The organism is Pseudonocardia sp. TRM90224 (assembly GCF_021245725.1).
GTDB lineage: Bacteria > Actinomycetota > Actinomycetes > Mycobacteriales > Pseudonocardiaceae > Pseudonocardia.
The window spans coordinates 1-1,431 of record NZ_JAJGSX010000101.1; the positions used below are offsets into that span (position 1 = coordinate 1).

At 62.3% G+C, this 1,431-nt stretch carries 1 protein-coding gene; it reads right to left on the bottom strand.

Going from position 1 to position 1,431, the window contains the following annotated elements:
* Positions 1-51: 51 nt before the first annotated feature.
* Complete coding sequence (locus tag LL648_RS43570) at positions 52-1,371, bottom strand: IS256 family transposase (RefSeq protein WP_255687627.1); 1,320 nt, start codon at positions 1,369-1,371, stop codon at positions 52-54.
* Positions 1,372-1,431: the final 60 nt, after the last annotated feature.

The window sequence follows — 1,431 nt, forward strand, 5'->3', positions numbered from 1 at the left end:
GAGCCTGTCATTTTTCCCGTGTAAGCCACGGGTGGACTGATTGTTAACGTATCACAGGGGGAGTCGTCCGGGGAAGTGGATGACGAGGGTATTGAGGGCGGTTTTCCAGCCCCAGGTTCCGGTTCCTGATTCTCCTCCTCGTTTGCTGGAGATGTTGCGGAGTCCGAGGTAGAGCAGCTTCATGGCGGCATCGTCGGACGGGAAGTGGCCGCGGGTCTTGGTGATTTTGCGGAGTTGGAAGTTGATGGATTCGATGGCGTTGGTGGTGTAGACGACGCGGCGGAGTTCGACTGGGTAATCAAGGAACGGGATGAACTCGTTCCAGGCGCGGCGCCATACGTCGAGCACGCCGGGGTAGTGGCTGCCCCACTCATTGTCGAGATCTTTGAGAGCGAGGTCGGCGGCCTCAACCGTTGGTGCGGTGTAGATCGCCTTCATTGATTTGGCGATCTTCTTGCGGTCTTGGTAGGACACGAACCGCATCGCGTTGCGGATCACGTGGACTACGCAGGTTTGCACGACCGTGTCGGGGAACACCGCGGTGATGGCCTCGGGCAAGCCGGTCAGGCCGTCACAGCAGGCGATCAGGATGTCGTGCAGGCCCCGGTTGCGCAGCTGGGTCAGAACCGAGTGCCAGAACTTCGCACCCTCGGCCTCGGCGATCCAGCAGCCCAGGGCGTGCTTGCGGCCATCGGTGTCGACCCCGATGACCAGGTGCGCGACCTTGATCGTGACCGCGCCCTTGTCTCTCACCTTGATGCGGATACCGTCGATGTAGACAATCGGATAGACCTCGTCGATCGGCCGGTTCCGCCAGATCTCGATTTCATCGGTGACAACATCGGTGATGTTCGATACCAGTTCCCGAGACGCTTTCACCCCGTAGACTTCGAACAGGTGCGCTTCGATGTCGCGGGTCGACATACCGCGGGCGTAGCAGGACAGCACGACTTCGTCGATCTGGCCGACCCGTCGGGTACGTTTCGGCACGATCTGTGGCTCGAATTCGCCGTTCCGGTCGCGGGGCACATTGATCGTGACCGGCCCGTTGGTGGTCGACACCGTCTTTGCCCCGCTTCCATTGCGGGAATTACCGGTTCCGTGTCCGGCTGGGTCGTCACGCTCGTAGCCGAGATGATGGGTCATCTCGGCCTGCAACGCCCGCTCCAGGACGGCTTTCGTCATCTGGTTGAGCAGCCCGTCGACGCCGTCGATCGGGGTTCCTGCCGCTTTCGCGTCGGCCAACAACGCGTCGATTGCCGCCGGGGCGAGAGACGCGGCGAGCCGACGGCCGGCCGCCGTGTCCGGAGTGCTCTCAGCCCCAGGATCGGGCTGGCTGTTGCTCACGTAGGTGTCCTTCCCGACCGCCATGTCGATCACAGCGGTCGATCTTGGTCCACCCGCGGCTTACACCGTTCGCGTGACACGCCC